The organism is Paraburkholderia sp. BL6665CI2N2 (assembly GCF_004366535.1).
In the GTDB taxonomy this organism is placed as follows: domain Bacteria; phylum Pseudomonadota; class Gammaproteobacteria; order Burkholderiales; family Burkholderiaceae; genus Paraburkholderia.
Window position 1 is genome coordinate 7,682,963 of record NZ_SORC01000001.1, and the last position, 19,568, is coordinate 7,702,530.

Below are 19,568 nucleotides of genomic sequence, written 5' to 3' on the forward strand. Positions count from 1 at the left end.
CTGCGCGGCGGCTCCCAGACTGACAATATTTAGTTCGTATCCGCTCGGGTACGGCCACGCTCATATTCCCGCATTTGTCCATCTTTCGTACCCGATCGGGTACGGAGCGTCCCTATTGCCGCCTCGGCGTGCCGACTCGTATCCGCTCGGGTACGAAACCGGCTCCGTACGGCAGTCTCGTGGCATAATGTTCCCGAGCGGGTACGAACGTACACGAGGGCGAGTGATGGAGTCCAAGGTTTTCATCGGCAACATGACGGAGTTAGGCGATCTCGTGCGGGCGTCCAGGCTCGCGCAGGGGTTGACGCGCGACGACGTCGCCACCGCGAGCGGCCTGTCTCCCAAGTTCATCACGCACATCGAGGCAGGTAAACCCACGGCGCAGATCGGCAAGGTGCTGCATCTTCTCAGCGAACTGGGCATCACCCTGCGCGCCGAGGTTTCCGTGGACATTCCCGCAGACGTCTCCAATAAAGCGTCCCATCGCCGCCGGAGTTCCCATGGCCGCTAGAACGCTGGTCGCGTATGCGAATGGCCGGCGCGTGGGCGTCGTGAGCGATGACAGCGGTGTCTGGTCATTCGCCTACGACCAGGGCTGGCTGGGCCGTGAGGACGCGTTTGCGCTTTCACCCGCTTTCCCACTGGTAGCCGAGCCTTTCGTCGACGGGTCGAGCCAGCGGCCGGTGCAATGGTTCTTCGACAACTTGCTGCCCGAAGAGGAAATGCGCAGTGCGCTCGCGCGTGAGGCCAAGGTCGATGCGAGCGACGCGTGGGGCCTGCTCGCCTATTACGGCCGGGAATCGGCCGGCGCCTTGACGCTGCTCGCAGAGGGCGAACAGGAGGCGCCTGGCGGACTGCAGCCGTTGTCGCAAGCGAATCTGGAGGCACGCATTCAGGCGATGCCGCAACATGCGCTCACCGCCACGGCGCCCAAACGCATGTCCGCGGCGGGCGCCCAGCAGAAGCTGCTGCTGACCTTGCGAGGCAACGCGCCGCACTACGAACTGCTGGAGCCCGTGGGCAGCGAGCCGTCCATGCATCTGCTCAAGCCCGACATGCGCAGCACGGGTTATCCGCATTCGGCGATCAACGAGTTTTTCTGCATGAAGCTGGCGCGCGCAATGGGCGTGCGTGTTCCGCCTACGCACTTTTTACGTGTGCCTTCGGCCTGTTACCTGATCGATCGTTTCGACCGTGACACGAGCAGTGAGCCGGCTCGGCGGCTGCATACAGTCGACGCCATGCAGTTGTTGAACTACGATCGCAGCTTCAAGTATCAGAACGCGACCGCGCAGGTGCTCAGGGATGCCATCGAGCAAACCAGCACGCGGGCAGTGGCGCGTCTTGATGTATTCCGCTGGGCGATCTTCAACGTGCTTATCGGCAATGCCGACTCGCACCTGAAAAATCTCTCGTTCTTCGTTACCGCTCGCGGTTACAGGCTGGCTCCGTTCTACGACCTGGTGAGCACGGTCGTCTACCACACGCCGACCTACCAGCCGCAGCAGCGGGACCGCTGGCCGCACTGCGACCTGACCATGCCTGTCGGAGACGCCACGCAGTTCGCGCACATCAACCGAAAGAACATGCTCGCCTTCGGCGAAGCGCTTCGTCTTTCGCCGAAGGGTTCGGAAAGATTGCTGGACGAGATGCTGGCCATGCTCGATGCCCGCGTGGCGCAGACCCGGCGCAGCGTCGACGAAATCGCGCAGCCGAATGCCGGCGAAGTCCGCTTGCTCGATTCGATCGTTGCGATGCCGCTTGCCGAGATGAGCCGCGCCTTGCGCAAGTGACCGCGGGCGCTTTCGTCCGACCGGGCACAGTTAATCCCAATGAAAAAGGCGCTGTTCAGTCATTGACTGAACAGCGCCTCGAGCAGAGTCGAACTCAGCTTACTGAATCTTCGCGTTCTTACGCAAACCTTCCTCGAACGCCTGCAGCTTTTCCTGCTGGATCTGCTGCACGATCTGCGGGCGCACTTGCTCGAGCGGCGGCGGCGTGATGTTGCGCACGTCGTCGACACGGATGATGTGCCAGCCGAATTGCGTGTGCACCGGCGTGTCGGTCATCTGGCCTTTCTGCAGATGCGTGGCCGCGTCTGCGAATTCGGGCACGTAGGCCTTCGGGTCCGACCAGTCCAGATCGCCGCCGTTCTTGCCCGATCCCGGATCCTTCGAGAATTGCTTGGCCAGATCCTCGAAGCTCGCGCCGGCCTTGATCTTCGCGATCAGGTCCTTGGCCTGCTGCTCGTTGTCCACGAGGATGTGGTGCAGGTGATATTCCTTGCCGCCCGCGTCCTTGATCAGCGCGTTGTAACGCGCGGTGACTTCGGCGTCGCTCGGCGTGTTGTTCTTCACGAAGTCTTCGATCAGCGCGCGCAGCACCACGGTTTGCTGTGCCACGGCGATTTGCGCCTTGATGTCCGGACGATTTGGCAGACCGCGGCGCAGCGCTTCCTGCATGAGGATCTCGCGGTTCACCAGTTCTTCGCGCACGGCCGTTTGCAGTTGCGGCGTATTTTGCTGGCCTTGATGAACCAGCTGGTCGATCAGCGCATCGGCGCGCGCTTTCGGAATCGGCGTGCCGTTCACGACGGCGATGTTCTGTGCGAATGCAGGTGCGGCTGCACATGCAGCCAGCAATACCCAAAGGCGGGTTTTCTTCAAGGTCATCGAAAATTTTCCTAGCGGGGCAACAAAGCGAATTCTTCGGGCGTATACGCCGTGATGGCAAGGGCATGGATGCCGCGCTGCATGGCATCGGCCAGCGCATCATACACCATGCGATGCCGCGCCACGCGGGCCTTGCCGGCGAATGCGGCAGCCACGATCGTGACACTGAAATGACCGCCGGCGGAGGCGCCGGCGTGACCGGCGTGCTGCGCGCTGTCGTCGGTGATCTGGATGGAAGCGACCGGCGCCAGTGCGGCGGCGAGGCGTGCCTCGATCAGTGCGGCGCGCTCGGCGGTGGTGGCGTGCATGAATACATCGGCGTCGCTCGTCATGTCATTCTTCCTTCATATACTTCGACAACCACAAACTCTGCCCGACGATGAACACCACCAGGCAGCCGGTGGCGCCGAACAGCTTGAAATTGACCCACTGGTCGGTGGTGTAGTTGTACGCGACGAACAGGTTCACCAGTCCGAGCAGCAGGAAAAAGATCGCCCAGACGACACTCAGCTTGCCCCAGATCGCGTGCGGCAGCGTGATCTGCTTGCCCATCATCGCTTCGATCAGGTTCTTGTTGAAGGCCAGTTGCGAGACGATCAGCGCCACTGAAAACGCCCAGTACAGCACGGTCGGCTTCCATTTGATGAAGGTGTCGTTGTGCAGCACGAGCGTCGCGCCGCCGAACACGGTCACGACGCCGAGGCTCACCCACAGCATCGGATCGACCTTGCGGTGGCGGAAGGCCACCCACGCGATCTGCACCAGCGTGGCGACGATCGCCACTGCCGTCGCCGTGAAAATGCCCCAGATCTTGAAGGCGACGAAGAACAGGATGATCGGGAACAGATCGAACAGGAATTTCATTATCTGGTCGGGAGGTCGGAAATTGAGCGGAGAGTGAGCCGGAGACTATAAGGGCGCAGTGCGAAGCGTCGGGGCGACCGCTTCGCAAGCTGGATGAAGGGTGTCGCGGCCGGCGCGCACCTGATGGTGCGGACGCCGGCCGGCAACGCGCCGGACTCCGCGCTGCGTTACTTGGGCTCGAATTGTAACGCAGCTGAATTGATGCAGTACCGCAGGCCGGTCGGCGCGGGTCCGTCTTCGAAGACGTGGCCCAGATGCGCGCCGCAGTTCTTGCATTCCACCTCGATGCGCAGCATGCCGTGCGAGCGGTCGGTTTTCTCCTTGATCACTTCGCCGTCGATTGGCTTGAAGTAGCTCGGCCAGCCGCAACCGGCATCGAACTTGGTGTCCGATTCGAACAGCGGCGTGCCGCAACAGACGCAGTCATAGATGCCGCGGTCCCAGTGGTCGTGGTAGCGGCCGGTGAACGGGCGCTCGGTGGCGGCGTGCCGCGTCACCTGATATTCGATGTCGGAAAGCTGCTTGCGCCACTCGGCGTCGTCTTTCTGCACGGCGGGGGCGTCGGTCTTGAGTTCGTCGGGTTTGTTCATGGTCGGTTCCTGTCTCGGGCTTGTTTTGGGGGCAGCTAGACGGTGAGCGGATTCGGCTCAATACATCACTACGCACAAACAGAAGTCGTTTAACGCGTCACGACGAGCAGCTCACTTCCAGCGAGTTCGCCCAGTCCGGCGGCAGACCGGCATATGCTTCGTGCTCGGGCTGTTCGTCGAACGGACGGCGCAGTACGGCCGCCAGTCGTTCCACTTCGGAAAAATCCTTCTCTTTCGCGCGGCGGATCGCCGTTTCCGCCAGATGGTTGCGAAGTACGAATTTGGGGTTCACACGGTTCATTGCAATGGCGCGCGCGGCGTCGTCGCGTGTTTCTTCGGACAGCCGGGCGCGGTAGTCGTTCGCCCAGGCGTCGAATGCGGCGCGGTCGAGAAAAAGATCGCGCACCGCTGTGTCGCCGCTCGCGTCGTGCTTCGACACGCGCGCCAGATTGCGGAAGGTCAGCGTGAAATCCGCACGATTGGCGTGCATCACTTCGAACAGGCGATTCACCAGCGTATCGTCGCCGGGGCGTTCGGTTTCGAGGCCGAGCTTGGCGCGCATGCGCCGCTCCAGCGCTGGGGCAAAGCGATCCTTGAAGCCGCCGAGCACACGTTGCGCGTCTTCGATCGCCTTGTCGCCGCGCACGCTTTCCTCGTGCTTTTCGCCCAGCAGCGGCAAGAGCCCTTGCGCGAGGCAGAAGAGGTTCCAGTAGGCGATCTGCGGCTGCATCTTGTACGCGTAACGGCCTTGCGAATCGGAGTGATTGCAGATGTAGCCGGCGTCGAAGCCGTCCATGAAACCGAATGGACCGTAGTCGATAGTGAGACCGAGGATCGACATGTTGTCGGTGTTCATCACGCCGTGGCAGAAGCCGACCGCTTGCCAGTCGACCATCAGGTCGGCGGTCGAGATGACCGCTTCATCGAGCAGCGCGAGATACGGATCGTCCGCTTCGCGGCAATGCGGATAGAAACGCTCGATCACATGATCGGCGAGCGCACGCAGCGCGTCGGTGCGATCGTTCGAATAGAAGTGCTCGAAGTGGCCGAAGCGCACGAAGCTCGGCGCCACGCGCGTGACCACGGCGGCCGTTTCGACGGTCTCGCGCCGCACCGGCTGATCGGAGCCGATCACGCACAGCGCGCGCGTGGTCGGAATGCCGAGGTGATGCATCGCCTCCGAACACAGATACTCGCGGATCGACGAGCGCAATACCGCGCGGCCATCGCCCATGCGCGAATAGGGCGTGCGCCCCGCGCCTTTGAGCTGTAATTCGAAGCGCTGGCCGTTATGTTCGACTTCGCCGAGACCCAACGCGCGGCCGTCGCCGAGCTGGCCGGCCCACACGCCGAACTGGTGCCCGGAATAGACCGACGCATAGGGGAGCGCCGCGGCCGGCCACTCGCGCGTGAGGTTGCCGGAAAACAGTTCGGCAAAGCCCGGATCATTCTCGACACCCGGCTCCAAACCGAGCAGCGCGGCGGTTTCGGTGGAGAACCCGACGAGGTACGGCGCATTGAGCGGCGCGGCCGGTAAGCGCGTCAAAAACACGCTGCCGAGCCGCGCGAACGCGCTCTCGTGCAGTGTGGTGAGCGCATCGGAAAGGGCCGTCAAAGGCCCGGATAACCCTGCAATGCTTGGGGAAAACGACATGTTGAGCGCCTCTGGATTAACCGATATTGTAAGTCCGCGCCCGCGGAGCTGCTGGCCGGCCGTACAGCTGTCCCGTACCGATCCTGTCCAGATCCTGTCCAGATCGATCGCCGGCCTTGCGCTTTTCGCCGAAGGCGCGACAAGGCGCGCCCCCCGAGCTGCAAAACCAATTGAAACGATCGAGCCGAGGAGACCACTCTTTATGACGACGCCGCTGCTTGGCCAGATGATGGACGTGCCGCTCACCGTGCCTTCGTTGCTCACACACGCCGCGCGGCATTTCGGCAGCACCGAAATCGTGTCGCGGCGTATCGAAGGCGACCTGCATCGCTATACCTATCGGGATTGCGAGAAGCGCGCGAAGCAGCTTGCGCGAGCGTTGATCGCGCTCGGCGTCGAACCCGGCGAACGGGTCGCGACGCTTGCGTGGAACGGCTACCGCCATCTGGAAGCGTATTACGGCACGACCGGCTTCGGTGCCGTGTGCCATACGATCAATCCGCGCCTCTTTCCCGATCAGATCGCCTACATCGTCAATCACGCCGACGACGCCTACGTGCTGTTCGACACCACCTTCGCACCGCTCGTCGATGTCCTCGCGCCGCAATGCCCGAAGGTGCGCGGCTGGATCGCGCTCGCCGACGAAGCGCATTTGCCCGCCATGCAGACACCCGCGCTCAGCTACGAAACGCTTGTCACCGCGCAGGACGGCAATTACGAGTGGCCGCCGCTCGACGAGCGGCAAGCCTCGTACCTGTGCTACACATCCGGCACGACCGGCAATCCGAAGGGCGCGCTGTATTCGCATCGTTCGACGGTGCTGCATGCGTTCGGCGCGTCATTGCCGGACGCCATGAGCCTCTCCGCGCGCGACTGCGTGCTGCCCGTCGTGCCGATGTTTCATGTGAACGCATGGGGCATTCCGCACGCCGCGCCGCTGACCGGTGCGAAGCTCGTGTTTCCCGGCAAGGACCTGGACGGCAAGTCGCTGTACGAATTGATGGAGAGCGAACGCGTCACGTACTCGGCCGGCGTGCCCACCGTGTGGCTCGGCCTGCTCAACTATCTGCGCGAGGCGAAAGTGCGGTTTTCGTCGCTCAATCGCACGGTGATCGGCGGTTCGGCCTGTCCGCCGGCCATGCTGCGCACCTTCGAGGACGACTACGGCGTGCAGGTGATCCATGCGTGGGGCATGACCGAAATGTCGCCGCTCGGCACGCTGTCCAAACTGACGTGGGAACAAAGCCAGCGTCCGCTCGAAGAACAGCGCGCGTTGCTCGAAAAGCAGGGGCACGTGCTGTATGGCGTCGATATGAAAATCGTCGGCGACGATGGCCGCGAACTACCTTGGGACGGCGTGGCGTTCGGCGATCTGCACGTGCGCGGACCGTGGGTGATCGACCGCTATTTCCGCAAGGACGACTCGCCGCTCGTGGACGGCTGGTTTCCCACCGGCGACGTCGCCACCATCGACCGCGACAGTTTTCTGCATATCACCGACCGCTCGAAAGACGTGATCAAGTCAGGCGGCGAATGGATCAGTTCGATCGACATCGAGAACGTGGCGATCGCGCATCCCGCCGTGGCCGAAGCGGCGTGCATTGCGTGCGCGCATCCGAAATGGACTGAGCGGCCGCTGCTGGTAGTCGTCAAGCGGCCCGGCTTCGAGGTCACACGTGAAGAGTTGCTGGCCTTCTACGACGGCAAGGTCGCCAAATGGTGGATTCCCGACGACGTCGCGTTTGTCGACGAACTGCCGCACACGGCGACCGGCAAGCTGCAGAAGCTCAAGCTGCGCGACATTTTCCGCAATCACGTGCTGCCCTCGGCGCTCGAAGACGAAAAGGACTGTCCGTTGACGCCGCTTGCCAGGGGAAACCCCGCCTAAAAATAAAAAGACGCGAATTGAACGAGCGTGCTTTTTTGTGTATTCTGCCTGCTGACCCCGGAAAAAACAGACAATCGGTCGGATCGTTGATCCGACTCGATGAACCGGATGGGCGGCATCTGTTGCCGCCCTCACGCATGGATCGCATGGAGGCAGGCAGATGGCAGTGGACTACACAACTCATGACGGCGTGGCCGTCATCACGCTAAACAATCCTCCCGTGAATGGCCTCGGCCTGTCGACGCGAGCGGGTATCGTCGAGGGCATCGAGCGCGCGCAGAACGATCCGGCCATCAAGGCCATCGTGCTGACCGGTGCGGGCAAGGCCTTCTCGGGCGGCGCCGACATCACCGAATTCAATACACCGAAAGCGACCCAGGAGCCGACGCTCGCCACGGTCATCAAGACTGTGGAAGGCAGCGCGAAGCCGGTGGTGGCGGCAATTCACAGCGTCGCGATGGGCGGCGGTCTGGAGTTGGCGCTCGGCGCGCATTACCGCATCGCCGCGCCTGGCGCGCAGATCGCGCTGCCGGAAGTGAAGCTCGGCATTCTGCCGGGCGCGGGCGGCACGCAGCGTCTGCCGCGCGCCATTGGTCTCGAAGCGGCGCTCAATATGATCGTCTCCGGTGCGCCGGTCATGTCGGAGAAACTCGCCGATTCCGGTTTGTTCGATGAACTCGCGCAGGGCGATCTTGCCGAAGCGGCGCTCGCGTTCGCCCACAAGGCCGGCGCGAAAGAAGGCCCGCATCCGAAAGTGCGCGACCGCAAGATCGAGCATCCGAACGCTGCCGGTTTCATCCAGTTCGCGCGCAATACCGTCGCCACGATGGCGAAGAATTTCCCCGCGCCGCTGAAATGCATCGATGCCGTGGAAGCGGGCGTGCAGAAGGGTTTCGACAAGGGCCTCGCGTTCGAACGCGAATGCTTCATGGCGCTCGTGCAGACGCCGGAAAGCCACGCGCTGCGTCACGCGTTCTTCGGCGAACGCGCGGCCAGCAAGATTCCCGACGTGCCGTCGGACACACCGGTGCGCGACATCGGCCAGGTGGCCGTAATCGGCGCGGGCACGATGGGCGGCGGCATCGCGATGAACTTCATCAACGCGGGCATTCCGGTCACGCTGCTGGAAACGAAACAGGAAGCACTCGACCGCGGCCTCGCCACGATTCGCAAGAACTACGAAGCGACCGTCAAGAAGGGCAAGCTCAAGCCTGAAGCGCTCGAACAGCGCATGGCGCTGATCACGCCCACGCTTTCCTACGACGACCTCAAGAACGCCGATCTGATCGTCGAAGCGGTGTTCGAAGAACTCGGCGTGAAAGAACAGGTGTTCAAGCGTCTCGACGAAGTGGCAAAGCAAGGCGCGATTCTCGCCTCGAACACGTCGACGCTCGACGTCGACAAGATCGCCGCTTTCACGAAGCGTCCGCAGGACGTGGTCGGCATGCACTTCTTCAGCCCGGCCAATGTCATGAAGCTGCTCGAAGTGGTGCGCGGCAAGCAGACGGCGAAAGACGTGCTCGCCACCGTCATGAAGCTCGCCAGGAAAATCAAAAAGACCGCCGTGGTCTCGGGCGTGTGCGACGGTTTCATCGGCAATCGGATGATCGAGCAGTACATCCGCCAGGCGCTCTTCATGCTCGAAGAGGGCGCGCTGCCCGCGCAGGTCGACAAAGCAATCGAGAAGTTCGGCTTCGCGATGGGTCCGTTCCGCATGAGCGATCTGGCCGGCAATGATATCGGCTGGGCGATCCGTAAGCGCCGCTACCAGGAACAGCCTGACCTGCATTACTCGAAGATCGCCGATCGTCTCTGCGAGACCGGGCGCTTCGGCCAGAAGACCGGCGGCGGCTGGTACGACTACAAGGCGGGCGACCGCAGCGCGTATCCGTCGAAAGTGGTCGACGACATGATCGTCGCGTTCTCGAAGGAAGCCGACGTCGAGCGTCGCAAGATCAGCGACGAGGAAATCGTCGAACGCCTCGTATTCGCGCTCGTGAACGAAGGCGCGAAGATTCTCGAAGAAGGCATTGCGTCGAAGGCGTCGGACATCGACATGGTCTATCTGACCGGCTACGGCTTCCCGCTCTATCGCGGCGGCCCCATGCTGTACGCGGACACGGTCGGCCTCTACAACGTCGAGCGCGCGATTCGCCGCTATGCGGCGCGGCCGAATGGCGATGCGTGGCAACTGGCGCCGAGCATCGCGGAACTGGCGGCCAAGGGCTGCGGGTTCAACGGCTGAGCTACAGCGCGGCTGAATTGACTGAGGTGGCGCTGTGCGGCGAATCGCTCGCGCGCCATCATCGATATCTGGAAGTAGGAGACATGCATGACTGACGCCGTAATCGTATCGACCGCTCGTACGGGTCTCGCCAAATCATGGCGCGGCGGTTTCAACATGACGCACGGCGCGACGCTCGGCGGCCACGTCACGCAGGCCGCCGTCGAGCGCGCGAAGCTCGATCCGGCACGGGTCGAAGACGTGATCATGGGCTGCGCCAATCCGGAAGGCGCGACCGGCATGAACATCGCGCGGCAGATCGCGTTGCGCGCCGGTTTGCCGGTCAGCGTGCCGGGCATGACGGTGAACCGTTTTTGTTCGTCGGGATTGCAAACTATCGCGCTGGCTGCGCAACGTGTGATCGCCGGTGAAGGCGACGTGTTCGTGGCCGGCGGCGTGGAATCCATCTCGTGCGTGCAGAACGAGATGAACCAGCACATGCTGACCGAAGGCTGGCTCAGCCAGAACAAGCCGGAAATCTACTGGTCGATGCTGCAGACCGCGGAGAACGTCGCGAAACGTTATTCGATCTCGAAGGAGCGCCAGGACGAATACGGCGCGCGTTCGCAGCAGCGGGCAGCGGCCGCGCTCGAAGCCGGCAAGTTCAAGGACGAGATCGTGCCGTTGACGGTGCTCGCCGGCGTCGCCGACAAAGCGAGCGGGCGTCTCTTCACGAAGGAAGTGACCGTTAGCGGCGACGAAGGCATTCGCGCCGACACCACGCTCGAAGGCGTATCGAAGATTCGTACCGCGCTGCCGGGCGGTGTCATCACCGCGGGCAATGCGAGCCAGTTCTCGGATGGCGCGTCGGCTTGCGTGGTGATGAACGCCAAGGTGGCGGAGCGCGAAGGGCTGCAACCGCTCGGTATTTTCCGCGGCTTCGCGGTGGCCGGTTGCGAGCCGGACGAGATGGGTATTGGCCCGGTGTTCGCGGTGCCAAAGCTGCTCAAGCAGGCGGGTCTGAAGGTCGAGGACATCGACCTGTGGGAACTGAACGAAGCGTTCGCGGTGCAGGTGCTGTATTGCGCCGACAAGCTCGGCATTCCGCAAGACCGTCTGAACGTGAACGGCGGCGCGATCGCGGTCGGCCATCCGTATGGCGTGTCGGGCGCGCGGCTGACCGGCCATGCGCTGATCGAAGGCAAGCGGCGCGGCGCGAAGCTGGTTGTCGTGACCATGTGCATCGGCGGCGGGCAGGGCGCAGCGGGTTTGTTCGAAGTGGTGTGACGCGGCTCGAAGGGTAGTGGACGGCGGGTGCCGTGTGGTTCGGCGCGAAAGCGCTGAACTATGCGGCACCCGTTTTCTATTCGCGCGTGGCGCAGGCTGGCCCGATGATCCGCTTCAAGGCAAAGCCATGCCGGCCGACGGCAGGCTCAAGCTGCCCTGATCGATGAATCGCGTCGTGCCCGTCAGCCCGCCCGCGAGCTTGCCGCGCAGAATGTACGGAATCTGTCCCGACTCGGTGGCGCCCACGAAGGCGAAGGCCTGGCGAACCGCGGCGAAAGCGGGCACGGTCAACGGCACATTGACGACCGTTTCTCCGTAGCGCGGTATGGTGCCGACCTGATCGCTCACACCGCTCGCGAACGGCTTGCCGTTCAGTTCGAGATCGAGCGACACGCCGTTGAAGCTGACCGCGGAATCGTTGGGATTCTGCACGCGCAGTTTGACGTTGAAACGCATCTCGAAGCCTTGGCTATCGATCGGTTCGATGCCGGCCACGTTCACGCGCACCGGGTCGCCGCCGAACAGGCCGGCGCAACCGTTGAGCGTCAGTGCGACGAGGGCGAGAAACGTAGCCAGACGAACGGAACGGCCAGACAGCAGCGTACGAAAGAAGGACATGACCTGCACCTCGAAAGAAGCGGCTTGGTCATGCATTGTACCGGGCCATGCCGTGCGTCAAACGGCATTTCAGACCGCGCGCCGCAGCCGTGTTTTGACGAGACTGGCTAGTTGCTGCAGAGCTTCACGAATCGGACCTCGACCGTTCTTCCGCGCGCGCCACGGCTGCACGACGAACGCCGCAGCGTTTGCATGCGCGGCGCTGATCGACACGACGCCGCGTTGCGGCGTCACGAAGCACTGTCCTTCGTGCAACGCGATCGACGTGACCGGCACGGCGTCGCCCAGCCATGCGAGCGAGCGATCGCGATAGTCGAGTTGCAGATCGCCTTCCACCGCCACGATCGAGGTCCGCGCGCGCAAATCGTGCACGGCCAACTGACCGGCGAAGAGGCGAACAGGCGCGCCGCGTGCCGGATCAAAGCGGGATTGACAGACTGACATGGCGGTTTCCCTTAAAGCGTTTCCATGCCATACAGCTTATTGAGTCCGTTCACGTGACAACAGCCGCAGCCACCGGCAATCTGAACCGGTACAGCAACGCGTTTCAATGCGCTGTGTCGGTCGGAATCGAACGAATGTGTATCTGTCGCGCCGCGCGAAATGTCCGCACCATCCGCACATGGCACAATCCATCCTGACGCGGCAGGCAGCGCCTGCGGACCGGCTGCCGGACAGCCAACCTCTCTACCGGCAATTGGCTGATCAATACCGCCGCGCGATTGGCGGCGGCGTGCTGCGTCCAGGTGACCGCATGCCGTCGATACGTGCCTTCATGCAGCGCCACGGCGTCAGTCTCGCGACGGCAACAGAGAGCTATCGAGTGCTGGAACGCGACGCGCTGATCGATGCCCGGCCGCGCGCCGGTTACTTCGTGCGTGTGCCACCCACCGCGGCGTTGCCGGTCGCGTCCGAACCCGACCTGGCGACGCTGCCCGGCGCCGCGCAGTTCGTCGGTATTCACTCGGTGATTTCCTCGATCGTGGCGACATTCCAGCGCTATCCGAACGCGCTGAATCTCGGCGGCGCGACGGCATCACCGGATCTGTATCCCACGGACGCGTTGCAGAAAGCCGCGCTGCGCGCGTTGCGCAAGCGGCCTACCTTGCTGACCGCCGCCGGACACGACCAGGGCGATCCGGCCTTGCGCGCGATCATTGCGCGCCGCGCGCTCGACGCCGGCATCCAGATCGGCGCCGACGACATCATCATGACTCACGGCGGCATCGAAGCCGTGAACCTCGCATTGCGGGCGGTGACGCAACCGGGCGACACCGTTGTGGTCGAGTCACCGTGCTTTTTCGGGCTGCTGCAGGCGCTCGAAAGCCTCGGCTTGCGCGCGCTCGAAATTCCGGCCAGTCCGACCACCGGCCTCGCCATCGAAGCGCTGGCGTTCGCGCTGCACACGCATCCCGACATCAAGGCCGTGGTCGTGGTGCCGAACCTGCAAAATCCGCTCGGCAGCGTGATGCCCGACACGCACAAGGCGCGGCTCGTCGAGCTGTGCGCGCAAGCCGGCATTCCGTTGATCGAAGACGATCCGTACCGCGAACTGGCCGACGCCGCGCAGCCGCCCAGATCGCTGAAGGCGTGGGACACCGACGGCACCGTGATTCACTGCACGTCGTTCAACAAGGTGCTGGCGCCCGGCATGCGGGTCGGCTGGGTCAACGGCGGACGCTGGCATCCACGCATCGGCATGCTGAAGTTCGCGCAGTCGCGGCACAACGAACAACTGTCGCAAGTCGTCCTCGCCGAATTTCTGGAAACGAACGCCTATGAGCGGCATTTGCGGCGTTTGCGCGACCGCTTGCGGCTTCAGCGCGAACGGATGGCCGCGGCGATCGCTACCTCGTTTCCCGACGGCACGCGTTTCACGCCGCCGCGCGGCGGGATGTTTTTCTGGATCGAATTGCCGCATGCCATGTCGTCGACGGTGTTCTTCGAGGCCGCACTGAACGACGGCATTCGCGTCATGCCGGGGACCGTGTTTTCGAATGGCGGACGCTTCGATCATTTCATCCGGCTCAGTTCGCCCAGCACGGATCTCGATCTGGCCGACGAAGCCGTGCGCAGGTTAGGACGGCTGGCCGCGCGAATGGCGGCTGACCCGGATTGATGCGGTGCAGCGCCGATTACAAGTGCTTGAAGAAGCACGTTACTTTGATCATCATTGATGGATCGTCTGGCGCAGCGGCTCGCGGCAATGCGTCGCGGAAGACTGGCAAGGCACTCAGACTGGCATCTTCGTATCATTAGCAATCCGGTCATGTGCTGATTGCTGACCGGCTGCTTCTGGCAGATCGTTTCTTGAAGGCAATGCCGATCTGCCCCGCGTTACCACTCGAAGATCACCACGGAGACGATATGCCATTCATTTGTGAAAATGTCGAGTGCCGAGCTGTACTTGCCCGCAAACAGGTCAAACCGAATCGGGACCACAATTCGTTCTACTTCTATTGCCCCGACTGCAACACGCGAAACGAGCTGATCGACGTTGGCGCTGCCGGCGGTCCGCTGGAACTGATTCAACCCGTGCGGCAAGGACTCCCGCACAAGGTGGTCGCCACCGCCCGGCCTCTCGAGGACGGAAGATACGCGGCGCAGTTGAGTATTCAGAAAGCGCTTGGCATCAAGGGTCCGTTTGCCGCCGAAGAGCGCTGGGACCAGCTTGGCATTTTCCCCGATCCACAAGACGCCGTCAGCTATGCGAAGACCACCGCGGCGGATTGGCTGGGCGCTGACTTTAGCCATTAGAAAACACCAAACGGTTCAGCGTCGCGCTCGCGCGCCGATCCTGAAGGTCTGTTCGTGAACGTCTCGTAGGCTTCTTCTAATTCGCCGCCTACGCAACCTGTACCCGATCGGAGTCAGTGGCCGGCACCGATCGGGCAGCAGTCCAGCCGGTCGTTTCGACAACACGGGCGTATCTGGCGCAGAGCGCAATGCTCGCAAGTGAGCCTTCATCCGCATCGCCAAGGGCCCGTTTCTGCCCGCCCGAGCCTCCCGATAAAACTCCACCAAACGCGTAAGTTTGATAGGCTTGCTGTTTGCCTTGGCCAATGGGCGAGCTTGAACAAAACGCTGGAGATTCCCCACGCGCCCCGCGGCAATTTCACGAACGTACCGACCACTCAATCTGCAAACAGCCATGACCGATTCGCCCTCATCTAACGCGAGTGCCGCGTCCATGCCCGAGAGCCCGTTCGTCGACCGGCTCGGCGCGCAGCTTCTGTCGGCCGCGGACGGCGCCAGCGAAGTCGTGCTGCCGTTGCGGCACGATCACATGAACACGTGGGACGTCGCCCACGGCGGCGTCACGATGACGCTGGCCGACATCGCGCTTGCCATGGCCGCGCGCAGTCTGGCCGGCGACGGCGTCGGCGTCGTCACGGTCGAGATGAAGGTCAACTTCATGCAGCCGGGCCGCGGCGAATTGCGCGCGAGCGCTCGCGTGCTGCACCGTTCCACTACCATGGCCTACTGCGAAGGCGAGATCCGCGACAGCGAAGGCCACTTCGTCGCCAAGGCGCTCGGCACCTTCAAATACATGCGGCGCCTCGCCGTCGGGCGCGACATCACGCAACAACGCTTGCGCAGCGACCCGTCGGCGAAACCGGGTCCTAGCGACGGCTGAGCGCATGCTTGCGAACCGCGTGCGCATCTGAACGAGACGCGCGCGCCGTTTCTCCCTTCGCAAACTCTGTTCAAATCATTCGCCGATTCATCGGCAACCCATGGAGACGATCGTCATGCCCCAGATCAACCGTCAACTCGTGCTGGCGTCGCGCCCGCAAGGCGCTGCGACGCCCGATAATTTCCGCCTCGTCGAAACACCGCTTGCTCCGCTGGCCGACGGCGAATTGCGCGTGCGCAATCACTACCTGTCGCTCGACCCGTACATGCGCGGCCGTATGAACGACAGCAAGTCCTACGCGCCGCCGCAACCGCTGAACGAAGTGATGATCGGCGGCACGGTGGGTGAAGTGGTGGAGTCGAAGAATCCGAAGTTCGCGGTCGGCGACAAGGTCGTCGCGATGTTCGGCTGGCAGGAATACGGCACTTCGAACGGGACCGGCGTGCAGAAAGTCGACGACACGCATGTGCCCTTATCGGCCTATCTCGGTCCCGTCGGCATGCCGGGTGTCACCGCGTGGTACGGCCTGAACCGCATCATCGCGCCGAAGGCGGGCGAGACAGTAGTGGTCAGCGCGGCGAGCGGCGCGGTGGGCAGCGTGGTCGGTCAACTGGCGAAGCTGGCTGGCGCGCGCGCGGTCGGCATTGCCGGCGGCGCGGACAAATGCCGCTATGTAACGGAGACGCTCGGCTTCGACGCCTGCGTCGATTACAAGGCCGGCAATCTCTATCAGGACCTCAAGGCCGTCACGCCGAACGGCGTGGATGGCTACTTCGAGAACGTCGGCGGTGCCGTGCTCGACGCGACGCTCGCGCGCATGAAGGCGTTCGGCCGGATCGCGCTGTGCGGGTTTATCGCGGGCTACGACGGCGAACCGTTGCCGCTCAAGCATCCGTCGCTGATGCTCACGCAGCGTCTGCTCGTGCAAGGCTTCATTGTCAGCGAGCATATGGACGTGTGGCCGGAAGCGCTCAAGCAACTCGGCACGCTGGTCGCGCAAAAGAAGCTGCAGTATCGCGAAACCATCGCGCAAGGACTCGAAGCGGCGCCCGAGGCGTTTATCGGTCTGCTCAAAGGCAAGAACTTCGGCAAGCAACTCGTCAAGCTGATCTGATCGCGCAGGCGCTCACCAGCGTGAAGCGAATCACACAACACGCCGATCAAACCAGGAGAGTCAAACGATGTTCGAATTCGCAGGCAAGGTGGCGGTGATCACCGGTGCGGCGAGCGGTTTCGGCCGCGCGTTCGCGCAGAAGGGCGCGTCGCTCGGCATGAAGCTCGTGCTCGCGGACGTCAATCCGGACGCGCTGGCGCAAACCGTCGAAGCTTTGCGCGCCGACGGCGCCGAGGCGATCGGCGTGCCGACGGATGTCGCCAGCGCGGCGCAGGTCGAAGCGCTCGCGCAAGCGGCGCTCGACGCCTACGGCCGCGTGCATCTGCTGTTCAACAATGCGGGCGTGGGCTCGGGCGGCTTCCTGTGGGAAAGCTCGGCGAACGACTGGTCGTGGGTGTTCGGCGTGAACGTGATGGGCATCGCGCACGGCGTGCGGGTTTTCACGCCGATCATGCTGGCGCAGAACGAGCCGGCGCATATCGTCAACACCGCGTCCGTCGCGGGACTGCTGTCGCCGCCCGCGATGGGCATCTACAACGCGTCGAAGCACGCCGTGGTGTCGCTCACCGAAACGCTGTATCACGACCTGCGGTTGGCGCAAGCCGGCCAGGCAGAGGCAGAGGCGGAGGCGGAAGCGGGCGGCCTGGTCGGCTGTTCGCTGCTGTGTCCGGCCTTCGTGCCGACCGGCATCGCCGATGCGGAACGCGCGCGCCCCGCGGACCTGCGCAACGACAGCGGACCGACGCGCTCGCAGATCGCCGCGGGCAAGCAACTGCAGCGTGCCGTGCAATCGGGCAAGCTGAGTGCCGGCGATGTCGCCGACCTCACCTTCGAAGCGATCGCCGCGCGGCGTTTCTATATCGTCACGCATCCGGCCATCATGGCGACGGTGAAGCTGCGTCACGAGGATATCGAGCAGTTGCGCAATCCCATCGATCCCATGTCGCTCAAGCCGGAAGTGAAGAACGCGGGTTAGGCGCATCTTAATCGCATCGGCGGCGCGATATCGCGCCGGTCTCTTTCAAACGTTCGGCGCTCATGCGCCATCAGACGCACCATGCCGCTGAATCCGAAGATCGAGCAGGTGCTCGATATGATCGCGCGGGCCAAACGCCCGAAGCTTCACGAAATGACCGCGCAAGACGCGCGGGCCTCGTACGAAAAAAGCGCACCGATTCTGGAGATCGCCAGCGCGCCGATGTTCGCGCGCGAAGATCTAAGGATCCCGACACGCGACGGCGCGACGATTCGCGTGCGTCTTTATCAAGCGGTCGAGCCAAGCTGGGCCGAACCCGCGCCTGCGTTGGTGTACTACCACGGCGGCGGCTTCACGGTGGGCAGCGTCGATACGCACGACGCGCTGTGCCGGATGTTCGCGCGCGACGGTCAGTGCACGGTGTTGTCGGTGGATTACCGGCTCGCGCCGGAGCACAAGTTCCCCACGGCCGTCGACGATGCGTTCGACGCGTTGCGCTGGCTGCATGAGCATGCGGCGGAATACGGTGTGGACAGAGCCCGGCTCGCGGTGGGCGGCGATAGCGCGGGCGGCACATTGGCCACGGTTTGCGCGGTCCTCGCGCGCGACGCCGACATCGAACTCGCCCTGCAACTGCTGATCTATCCAGGCACGACCGGCTACCAGCAAACCGATTCGCACTCGCGTCTCGCCGACGGTTTTCTATTGTCGGGCGACACGATCCAATGGTTCTTCGAGCAGTACGTGCGCGATACGAGCGACCGCGACGACTGGCGTTTCGCGCCGCTCGACGGCCAGCGTGGCGCGCCCGATTTCAGCGGCGTTGCGCCGGCGTGGATCGCTACCGCCGAATACGATCCCTTGAGCGACGAAGGCGATGCCTACGCGGAGAAATTGCGTGCCGCGGGCAATGCGGCCACGCTCAAGCGCTATCCGGGGATGATCCACGAGTTCTTCAAGATGGGTGGCTACGTACCCGAGGTCGCTGAGGCGCACGCGGATGCCGCGGCGGCATTGCGCGCGGCTTTCGGGGTGGAGTGAACGCGGTTTGTCTGGCGCTTGGCGGCGCGCGGTTGGTGGTCAGCGTCAATGTCGAGCGGCGAAGGGCGGAGGGCGAACCGCCGCCATGCCGCCCAACAAGCATCACTCCATCTCGCGTTCGATATTAAAAGCGAAGCTGCGTTCGAAGTCGCCGGGCCGCACGATGCGGTGCGAACCGTTGTCGTCGCTGCGCTCGGCGACGGCCACGCTGATCACGTCGCCATGCACGGCCACGCGCAACGCCGTCGTGCCGCGCGTGCCGTACTCCGGCGTTTCGATAAACGCCGCCGACAACGCCCGCTCCCGTTCGAGCGGAATGCCGGTGGACGGCAACTCGTCGTCGCGCGCGAGGCGCGGATCGCGCATCAGATCGATCAAGCGTTCGAGCGGCGGCATCGCGTCGCGCGCGAGCAGCGTGGCCAGTTCGGCGCGCTTTTTCAGCAGCTTCGGCCACGCGGTATCGAGCACCGCGTTTGAGATGCCATGCGTGCCCGGCGCGAGCAGCGTGGGCGCGAGGCCACCCCGGTTGCAATACCAGGCGAGTTCGCGGCGCGTCCAATCGCCCACCAGCAGATTGAACCCGTTGTAGATGTCGCCGGTTTGCGCGACGTGCTGCAGGTACGCCAGCGGCGTGGCGTGCGGGTTCCCCGTCGCATCGCGCGTGGCGGCTTTCAGCCAGTCGCTGACGAGCGTGCCGCGGGTCGGCGCGTCGGCGCGCATTTCATGCGGCGCGCGGTAATTGGTCAGCGCGGCGAAGCGGCCGTCGCGCGACATGCCGAGCCACGTGCCGCCGCCCTGAAGATCGCGCCCGGCCAGCACACCCGGCGCGTCCTGCCACCAGCTGATCGGCTCGGCGGTGCGGCGAAAGAATTCGTCGCGATTCGCGGCGAGCGTGAAGAGCGGGCCGTCGACCGCGTCGGGTCGCCAGTCGAAGACGATCAGGCACATCGGGGGGCATCTCCCGGTGGGGCATTGCAGGTGAAGAGGCCAGTAAAAAGCGGCG

The 19,568-nt window shown here is 63.7% G+C and carries 19 protein-coding genes; 11 read left to right on the top strand and 8 right to left on the bottom strand.

The features are described 5' to 3' along the window. Positions 1-226 precede the first annotated feature (226 nt). Positions 227-511: a helix-turn-helix domain-containing protein gene (locus tag B0G81_RS34460; protein ID WP_134141701.1), complete on the top strand. Its 285-nt coding sequence runs from the start codon at positions 227-229 to the stop codon at positions 509-511. After that, positions 501-1,793: a HipA domain-containing protein gene (locus B0G81_RS34465; protein ID WP_134141705.1), complete on the top strand. Its 1,293-nt coding sequence runs from the start codon at positions 501-503 to the stop codon at positions 1,791-1,793. The genes B0G81_RS34460 and B0G81_RS34465 overlap by 11 nt, the downstream gene beginning before the upstream one ends. A 99-nt stretch (positions 1,794-1,892) precedes the next feature. Here the strand turns inward: B0G81_RS34465 and B0G81_RS34470 are convergent, their stop codons facing one another. From B0G81_RS34470 to B0G81_RS34490, 5 genes are all read right to left on the bottom strand, one after another. Further along, a complete protein-coding gene (locus B0G81_RS34470) occupies positions 1,893-2,672 on the bottom strand; it encodes a peptidylprolyl isomerase (RefSeq protein ID WP_106281103.1) in 780 nt (259 codons plus the stop codon). An 11-nt stretch (positions 2,673-2,683) separates the two neighbouring features. Continuing rightward, on the bottom strand, positions 2,684-3,004 hold the full coding sequence (locus B0G81_RS34475; RefSeq protein WP_106307434.1) for a BolA family protein: 321 nt from the start codon (positions 3,002-3,004) through the stop codon (positions 2,684-2,686). Between the two features lies 1 nt (position 3,005). After that, complete coding sequence (locus tag B0G81_RS34480) at positions 3,006-3,536, bottom strand: septation protein A (protein ID WP_134141711.1); 531 nt, start codon at positions 3,534-3,536, stop codon at positions 3,006-3,008. A gap of 167 nt (positions 3,537-3,703) precedes the next feature. Then, entirely contained in the window at positions 3,704-4,126 is a 423-nt protein-coding gene (msrB, locus tag B0G81_RS34485; RefSeq protein ID WP_012432931.1) for a peptide-methionine (R)-S-oxide reductase MsrB, read from the bottom strand. 97 nt (positions 4,127-4,223) lie between these two features. After that, on the bottom strand, positions 4,224-5,780 hold the full coding sequence (locus B0G81_RS34490) for a protein adenylyltransferase SelO (RefSeq protein WP_134141716.1): 1,557 nt from the start codon (positions 5,778-5,780) through the stop codon (positions 4,224-4,226). A 202-nt stretch (positions 5,781-5,982) separates the two neighbouring features. Here B0G81_RS34490 and B0G81_RS34495 point away from each other — a divergent pair, with 202 nt between their 5' ends. The 3 genes from B0G81_RS34495 (at position 5,983) to B0G81_RS34505 (ending at position 11,179) form a co-directional block, all read left to right on the top strand. Further along, on the top strand, positions 5,983-7,668 hold the full coding sequence (locus B0G81_RS34495) for a 3-(methylthio)propionyl-CoA ligase (protein ID WP_134141721.1): 1,686 nt from the start codon (positions 5,983-5,985) through the stop codon (positions 7,666-7,668). Positions 7,669-7,828: 160 nt separating this feature from the next. Continuing rightward, positions 7,829-9,913 carry a 3-hydroxyacyl-CoA dehydrogenase NAD-binding domain-containing protein gene (locus B0G81_RS34500; protein ID WP_134141723.1) on the top strand — a complete coding sequence of 695 codons (2,085 nt, stop codon included), beginning with the start codon at positions 7,829-7,831 and terminating at the stop codon, positions 9,911-9,913. A gap of 87 nt (positions 9,914-10,000) precedes the next feature. After that, a complete protein-coding gene (locus B0G81_RS34505; RefSeq protein WP_106281112.1) occupies positions 10,001-11,179 on the top strand; it encodes an acetyl-CoA C-acyltransferase in 1,179 nt (392 codons plus the stop codon). Between the two features lie 114 nt (positions 11,180-11,293). Here the strand turns inward: B0G81_RS34505 and B0G81_RS34510 are convergent, their stop codons facing one another. Further along, positions 11,294-11,797 carry an LEA type 2 family protein gene (locus B0G81_RS34510; RefSeq protein ID WP_134141725.1) on the bottom strand — a complete coding sequence of 168 codons (504 nt, stop codon included), beginning with the start codon at positions 11,795-11,797 and terminating at the stop codon, positions 11,294-11,296. Between the two features lie 69 nt (positions 11,798-11,866). Continuing rightward, positions 11,867-12,241, bottom strand: a complete 375-nt coding sequence (locus B0G81_RS34515) for a hypothetical protein (RefSeq protein WP_134141728.1) — start codon at positions 12,239-12,241, stop codon at positions 11,867-11,869. Positions 12,242-12,419: 178 nt separating this feature from the next. Between B0G81_RS34515 and B0G81_RS34520 the strand changes: the two genes are divergently transcribed. From B0G81_RS34520 to B0G81_RS34545, 6 genes are all read left to right on the top strand, one after another. After that, on the top strand, positions 12,420-13,916 hold the full coding sequence (locus B0G81_RS34520) for a PLP-dependent aminotransferase family protein (protein ID WP_134141730.1): 1,497 nt from the start codon (positions 12,420-12,422) through the stop codon (positions 13,914-13,916). Between the two features lie 248 nt (positions 13,917-14,164). After that, the gene (locus tag B0G81_RS34525) at positions 14,165-14,554 is read left to right on the top strand and encodes a hypothetical protein (RefSeq protein ID WP_116148443.1); all 390 of its coding nucleotides are present in this window, start codon (positions 14,165-14,167) and stop codon (positions 14,552-14,554) included. 394 nt (positions 14,555-14,948) lie between these two features. After that, complete coding sequence (locus B0G81_RS34530; RefSeq protein WP_106281118.1) at positions 14,949-15,434, top strand: PaaI family thioesterase; 486 nt, start codon at positions 14,949-14,951, stop codon at positions 15,432-15,434. 115 nt (positions 15,435-15,549) lie between these two features. Next, positions 15,550-16,548 carry an NADP-dependent oxidoreductase gene (locus B0G81_RS34535; protein ID WP_134141732.1) on the top strand — a complete coding sequence of 333 codons (999 nt, stop codon included), beginning with the start codon at positions 15,550-15,552 and terminating at the stop codon, positions 16,546-16,548. A gap of 67 nt (positions 16,549-16,615) precedes the next feature. Then, complete coding sequence (locus tag B0G81_RS34540; protein ID WP_134141734.1) at positions 16,616-17,524, top strand: SDR family oxidoreductase; 909 nt, start codon at positions 16,616-16,618, stop codon at positions 17,522-17,524. An 81-nt stretch (positions 17,525-17,605) separates the two neighbouring features. Next, positions 17,606-18,565, top strand: coding sequence for an alpha/beta hydrolase (locus B0G81_RS34545; RefSeq protein WP_134141736.1), 960 nt, complete (start codon positions 17,606-17,608; stop codon positions 18,563-18,565). A 102-nt stretch (positions 18,566-18,667) separates the two neighbouring features. Here B0G81_RS34545 and B0G81_RS34550 read toward each other — a convergent pair whose 3' ends face one another. Then, positions 18,668-19,513 (bottom strand): NRDE family protein, encoded by an 846-nt coding sequence (locus B0G81_RS34550; protein WP_134141740.1) that lies wholly within the window; start codon positions 19,511-19,513, stop codon positions 18,668-18,670. Between the last annotated feature and the right edge of the window lie 55 nt (positions 19,514-19,568).